The sequence below is a fragment of the Nocardia alni genome (genome assembly GCF_019038435.1).
In the GTDB taxonomy this organism is placed as follows: Bacteria; Actinomycetota; Actinomycetes; order Mycobacteriales; family Mycobacteriaceae; genus Nocardia; species Nocardia alni.
Window position 1 is genome coordinate 21,441 of the sequence record NZ_JAGPOX010000131.1, and the last position, 6,353, is coordinate 27,793.

Here is a 6,353-nt window from a genome sequence, read left to right on the forward strand (position 1 = left end):
CGGTATGCGGGCATGCGCCCCGTCAGGCGAGCTGGATCAGCTCCAGATAATCCTCGGACCAGTGGTCTTCGGTGCCATCGGGGAGCATGATGACGCGTTCGGGGTTGAGGGCCTCGGCGGCGCCCGGATCGTGGGTCACCAGGACGACCGCGCCCGCGTAGCTGCGCAGGGCGTCGAGAACCTGTTCTCGGGAGACCGGGTCCAAGTTGTTGGTGGGTTCGTCCAGGAGCAGGACGTTGGCCGACGAGGAGACCAGTCCCGCCAGGGCCAGGCGGGTCTTTTCGCCGCCGGACAGGGTGCCCGCGGGCTGCTCGAGCTGGGGGCCGGTGAACATGAATGCGCCCAGGAGGCTGCGCAATTCCTGTTCCCCGGCGTCCGGGGAGGCGTGACGGATGTTCTCCCAGACCGAGGCGGTGTCATCCAGGGTGTCGTGCTCCTGGGCGAAGTAGCCGACCTTGAGGCCGCGGCCCTGCTCCAGCCCGCCCGCGGTCGGTGTCTCCACGCCCGCAAGGAGTTTCAGCATCGTGGTCTTGCCCGCGCCGTTGAGTCCGAGGACCACCACGCGGCTGCCGCGGTCGACCGCGAAGCTGACGCCGGTGAAGATCTCGAGCGAGCCGTACAGCTTGGTCAGGTCCTTGACCATGAGCGGGGTGCGGCTGCAGGGGGCGGGTTCGGGGAACTTGATCCGCGCCACCTTGTCGGCCACGCGCACGTCGTCCAGTTCGGCGAGCAGGCGGTCCGCGCGGCGCGTCATCTGATGTGCCGCAGCGGCTTTGGTGGCCTTCGCGCCGAGCTTGGCGGCCTGGGTGCGCAGGGCGCCGGCCTTCTTCTCCGCGTTCGCGCGCTCGCGTACACGGCGCTGTTCGTCGGTTGCGCGAGCGTCGAGATACTTCTTCCAGCCCATGTTGTAGATGTCGGCCTCGCCGCGCACCGCGTCCAGGAACCAGACCTTGTTCACCACGTCGGCCAGCAGATCCACATCGTGCGAGATGATGATCACCCCGCCCTCGTGGTTCTGCAGGAAGCCGCGCAGCCAGGTGATGGAGTCGGCGTCGAGGTGGTTGGTTGGCTCGTCCAGCAACAGGATGCGGTCGCTGCGGCCACCGGAGCCGTCGGAGGCGGAGAACAGGATGCGCGCGAGTTCGATGCGGCGGCGCTGACCACCGGACAGGGTGCGCAACTGCTGTTCCAGGACACGCTCGGGCAGGCCCAAGCTATTGCAGATGCGAGCGGCCTCGCTTTCCGCGACGTAGCCGCCCAGCGCGGAGAACCTGTCCTCGAGCTGGCCGTATTTGCGTACCGCCCGGGCGCGTTCGGTCTCGTCGGCGACCTCGGCCATCAGCGCCTGCTGCTTCTCCATATCCCGGATCAGCGCGTCCAGGCCGCGCGCGGACAGCACCCGGTCGCGGGCCAGCACGTCCAGGTTGCCCTCGCGCGGGTCCTGCGGCAGGTAACCGATATCGGTCGAGCGGGTGACCGTACCGGCATAGGGCTCGCCCTCGCCGGCCAGGATGCGCAGCGTGGTGGTCTTGCCGGCGCCGTTGCGCCCGACCAGCCCGATTCGATCCCCGGCCTGTACCCGCAATGCCGACCCGGGCGCGGTCAGCAGTGTGCGGATTCCGGCCCGGACCTCCAGGTCGGTCGCGGTGATCACAACGGGCTCCTCTACAAAGAATTCGGTGGTGCACGGGTTGACGGCTCGAGTGTGCGTCCGAGGAACGCACAAGACCACCAATTTTACGCATCACCCCGACGAGGCCGCCGTAACGGCCGCCACTATCGCCGCACCGGGGTACTCGCGGTGGCGCCCGAGTGCGGTGCCGCCCTGGATCGCGGCTTGGCCCATACCGCCCGACGTGCACGCCGAAGACCGCGGCAAGACTCGTCGGCGCCCGGACCGCCTCGCACCGCGCCACCCCCGGCCGACCTGCGCGCCGAGTAGCTTCACAAGCTCGCCCGCGCCGGGCAGCTCCCGCCTGGACATGCAATCGCCCGGCTCGAACCAGGTCCCGACACCACGGACAGCTCCTCCGCGACCGGCCGACAATCGAGATGCCAGACCGCGTACTCAGTCCCGCGGAAGGTTGGCCTCGAAGAAGGATGCCAGTTCGTCCACTGCCGAGCCGACGTACTGTTCCCGATCGTAGAGGTCGGCGTGGCTGGCGCCCTCGATCCAGTGGATGCGCTTGGGACCCGTTGCCCGGTGGTACGCCTCGAGGCTCATCCAGGAGGTCACCGCGCGGGTGCCCACGATCATCAGCAGCGCTCGCGCGCCGAGCAGTGGCACGGCGGTGAAGGCATCGAAGGCGGCGATCCGGTCGATGCTCGTCCACTCGAGGCACTCCGCCGAGCGGGGATGCTGGGCGCGCGGCGTGCGGTAGTACTCGAAACCCTCGGCCGCATGGTCGCCGCCGAGCTCCCGGGCCTGCTCGATCGTATCCGGGAACAGTGGCATGCCCGAGGACTTCTCGCCGCGAGCCATCCGGGTGCGGGCGTCAGCCGCGGCGTCGAGCATGCTCGTGAAGACGGCCGGATCCTGGGTTCCGTCGGGGCCCAGGCGCAGGTAGCGGCCGATATCGGCGGCGCTGACCGTCGCCACGGCGCGCACCCGGCGATCGGTGCTCGCGGCCGCCAGGGCGTATCCGCCGGACGCGCAGATGCCCAGGGCGCCGATCCGGTCCGGATCGACCTCGGGACGGGTCGTCAGCAGCGAGACCGCGGCCTTGATGTCCTCCACTCGGTGGGCGGGATCCTCGAGGCCCCGCGGCTCACCACCGCTTTCGCCCTGGTATGCGGCGTCGAAGACCAGGGCCGCAAAGCCCGCCGCGGCCAGCTTCGCGGCGTAGAGGCCGGCGGCCTGTTCCTTCACGGCCCCGCCCTGGTGGCCGACGACGATCGCCGGGAGCCTGCGACCCGCAGGAGAGTCCGGAAGGTACAGCATTCCCGCAATCGTGAGGCCGGCGCTGTCGAAGGTGAGAGCGATCTGCGGCACGGAATTCTCCTTGTGCATTCGTGACTCGGCGGCGCGGACAGGCCCCCGGCGCTCGGCCGATCACCGTGGCGCGATTCCACGATCGCAACGTTCCAGCCAGTGCGAAATGGACGAAATCCAGACCGGTCACGATCTTGCCCCTGTTGCCGCGTGGCATCGCGTTCCAGAATCGAGTCATGAGCACCGCACCCGATTCCCGCGAGGTCGGCCGCTTCCTCGCCGCGCGACGCGCCCAGCTGACGCCGCGCGAGGTCGGACTGCCCGACGCGGGTGAGCGCCGCAGGGTGGCCGGGCTGCGCCGCACAGAGGTCGCGCAGCTCGCCACGATCAGCGTGGAGTACTACACCCGGCTCGAACAGGGGCGAGTGCAGGCCTCGGCCGCGGTGCTGAGCACCCTGGCCCGCGCGCTGCGGCTGGACGAGGATCAACAGACCTATCTCTACGAACTCGCACACAAATCCGACGCTCGCCCGCACCGCCGCCGCGCCCCCGAACAGGTCCGGCCCGAGGTGCGACGCCTGCTCGAGCAGCTCACCGAGACCCCCGCGCTCGTCCTGGGCAGGCGGCTGGACATCCTGGGCTGGAACGCCGCCGCGACCGCGCTGTACCTGGATTTCGAGCAGATACCCAGGGCCAGGCGCAATTACGTCCACCTGATGTTCTCCGAGCCGCAGTTCCGGCGGCTGCATCGGCGGTGGGAGCACGACGCCCGTGTCGCCATCGGGGCCATCCGCATGGCAGCGGCCGGTGAGCCGGACGATCCCGAACTCGCCCGGCTCGTCGGCGAACTCTCGGTGCGGGACAAGGATTTTCGCACCTGGTGGGCTGAACATCGAGTGGACAGCTCCAGTTTCGGCACGAAGAGTTATCGCCATCCCCTGGTCGGGGATCTCACGCTGGACTGCGACACCTGGTCGAGCCCGGACGGCTCGGGGCAGCGACTCATGATCCTGTCCGCCGAGCCGGGCACCGCGTCCCATGACGCTCTGCGCATCCTCACGAGCTGGGTCGCATCCGAGCCGCAGGGCGATCCGGAGGCGGAGTCTGAGGGCAGTCGCCATCAATAGCGGCCCCGGACCTATCCATGGCGCGGTCCGGTCGGTAGCGTGCGGTGCATGAGTGAGGACCTCAAAGGTAAAGGTGCGCTGGTCACCGGTGCGAGCCGCGGGATCGGCAAGGCGGTGGCGGCCGAACTGCTGTCGCGGGGCGCGAACGTGCTGATCAGCGCGCGCAAACCGGAACCGCTGGAGGAGGCCGCAGCCGAACTGCGCGGGCTCGGCCATCCCGGGAAGGTCGTCGCGCTGGCGGGCAATTCGGGCGACGCCGAGTCGCGGGCGGAGCAGGTGCGGACCGTCGTCGCCGAATTCGGATCGCTGGACATCCTGATCAACAACACCGGCATCAACCCCGTGTACGGATCGCTGATGGAGGCGGATCTGAACGCGGTGCGCAAGATCTTCGACGTCAACGTCGTCGCCGCGCTGGGTTACGTGCAGGAGGCCTACAAGGCGTGGATGCAGGCCAATGGCGGCGCGGTGGTGAACGTCGCCAGTGTCGCCGGAATCCGCTCGAGCGGCCTCATCGCCGCGTACGGCGCCTCCAAGGCGGCACTGATCCGCCTCACCGAGGAACTGGCCTGGCAACTGGGCCCCGCGATCCGCGTGAACGCCGTCGCCCCCGCAGTGGTGAAGACCAAATTCGCCGACGCCCTGTACTCCGCCGGCGAGGACGCCGCAGCCGCCCCGTACCCCCTCAAACGCCTGGGCAACCCGGAAGACGTCGCCGCACTCATCGGCTTCCTGGTCTCCGACCAAGCCTCATGGATCACCGGCGAAGTCGTCCGCGTAGACGGCGGCCTACTGGCCACCGGCGGAATCTGAGCCGACCCACCGGCGGGCCGCACCAAGCGGCCCGCCGGTACCGGGCCCCACAACACCCCTCTGCGCACCGCGTAATACCGAGCATCCCCGCGCAGCCGCCCGCGAACGCCCTGCCTCACCAGCCCCCACACCCATTTCGGAGCCATCCCGGATCGTGACCCTGTCGATCCGGTTGGGCACGCGGGGTTTGTCGTGCGCCCGGTGCGGTGTTGCACATCGATGATCTGGTGCAATCACCAGTGTGATCCCCGACCTGCTCGTCTGTGGCCTGGGCCCGGCCGGGCGCGCCTTGGCCCATCGTGCGCTGGCGTATGGGCTGACGGTGACCGTCGTCGACCCGCACCCCATGCGGCGGTGGACCGCGACCTATGCGGCCTGGGCGGACGAACTGCCGTCCTGGCTGCCTGCGCATACGATCGCGGCGACTGTCCCCCGCCCGGTGGCCTGGGGGACGCGTCGGTTCGAGATCGACCGGCCTTACGTGGTGTTCAATGTTGCCGCACTACAGGATTCGCTCGATGTCACCGAAGCCAGGGTCATCGCCGATCGGGTGGAGCAGATCCATTGGCGACCGCGCGCCCGCGCGCCGTTCGACGTACGCCGGTCCGCCGATGCTGCGCGACCAACACTCGAATCCGAACCAGTTCCCTTGTCGGACAAGCCCGAGACGGCACCTATGCCAGATAAGCCCGAGACCACGCCGTTAGCAGGACCCGAGGAAGCACCGCCGCGGAAGGGTCGCGAAGCAGTGCAACCACCGGAAACGCCTGAGAGGGTACAAGCGTCGGAGGAAATCGAGGCGGCACGGCTATCGGACCGACCGGCAGCAGCACAACCGTCGTCGGGCGAGCCGGTGGCGGCTGGCGCATCAGACGGCTCCGGGACGACCCGACGATCGGACCAACCGAGGACAGCGCAACCGTCGCGCGCGCCGGAGGTTCTCGGGTGGCCGGACGGGCAGGAGGCGGTTCGGCTGTCGAACGGGACTGTGCTGCGTGCGCGGCGGGTGATCGACGCGCGCGGCTTGGGCCGCTCCCCCTCACGCGCCGAGCAGACTGCGTACGGGGTTGTGCTGCAACGAGATCAGTGGAATGAGGCGATCTTCATGGATTGGCGGTCGGACAACGGCGCGCCGGCCGATGCACCGCCCTCCTTCCTATACGCCGTCCCCCTGAGTGCCGACACGATCCTCCTCGAGGAGACCTGCCTCGCCGGGCGGCCTCCCCTGCCGATCACCGAGCTCCGGGATCGCCTGCATATCCGATTGCGCAGGCGCGGAATCGAATTGGACGGCACCGAGCCCGTCGAACGGGTCCGTTTCCCACTGGAGGGTGGGCGCCCCGGCGGGGGCCGGTTCGGCGCGGCAGGCGGATTGCTCCACCCCGCAACGGGTTACAGCATCGCCGCCACCTTCGCCGCGACAGATGCCATCATCGCAAGCGTAACGCGCAGAATCACCGACAGCACAGACGTTCCCGGAC

At 69.1% G+C, this 6,353-nt stretch carries 5 protein-coding genes; 3 read left to right on the top strand and 2 right to left on the bottom strand.

The window, feature by feature from the left end:
• Positions 1–22: 22 nt before the first annotated feature.
• Both JZ791_RS34805 and JZ791_RS34810 read right to left on the bottom strand, forming a co-directional pair.
• A complete protein-coding gene (locus JZ791_RS34805; protein WP_216900624.1) occupies positions 23–1,654 on the bottom strand; it encodes an ABC-F family ATP-binding cassette domain-containing protein in 1,632 nt (543 codons plus the stop codon).
• Between the two features lie 414 nt (positions 1,655–2,068).
• Entirely contained in the window at positions 2,069–2,992 is a 924-nt protein-coding gene (locus JZ791_RS34810; protein WP_216900626.1) for an alpha/beta hydrolase, read from the bottom strand.
• 176 nt (positions 2,993–3,168) lie between these two features.
• Here JZ791_RS34810 and JZ791_RS34815 point away from each other — a divergent pair, with 176 nt between their 5' ends.
• The 3 genes from JZ791_RS34815 to JZ791_RS34830 form a co-directional block, all read left to right on the top strand.
• Positions 3,169–4,059, top strand: coding sequence for a helix-turn-helix domain-containing protein (locus tag JZ791_RS34815; RefSeq protein ID WP_216900628.1), 891 nt, complete (start codon positions 3,169–3,171; stop codon positions 4,057–4,059).
• Positions 4,060–4,107: 48 nt separating this feature from the next.
• Positions 4,108–4,872, top strand: coding sequence for an SDR family oxidoreductase (locus JZ791_RS34820; RefSeq protein ID WP_216900630.1), 765 nt, complete (start codon positions 4,108–4,110; stop codon positions 4,870–4,872).
• A gap of 241 nt (positions 4,873–5,113) precedes the next feature.
• Positions 5,114–6,353: lycopene cyclase family protein (locus JZ791_RS34830; protein ID WP_308163267.1), on the top strand; the 1,240-nt coding region annotated here is incomplete at its 3' end.

Bases quoted from the DNA above. Each gene is read 5' to 3' on its own strand.
- JZ791_RS34815 (WP_216900628.1), top strand. From the start codon at position 3,169: ATGAGCACCGCACCCGATTCCCGCGAGGTCGGCCGCTTCCTCGCCGCG.
- JZ791_RS34820 (WP_216900630.1), top strand. From the start codon at position 4,108: ATGAGTGAGGACCTCAAAGGTAAAGGTGCGCTGGTCACCGGTGCGAGC.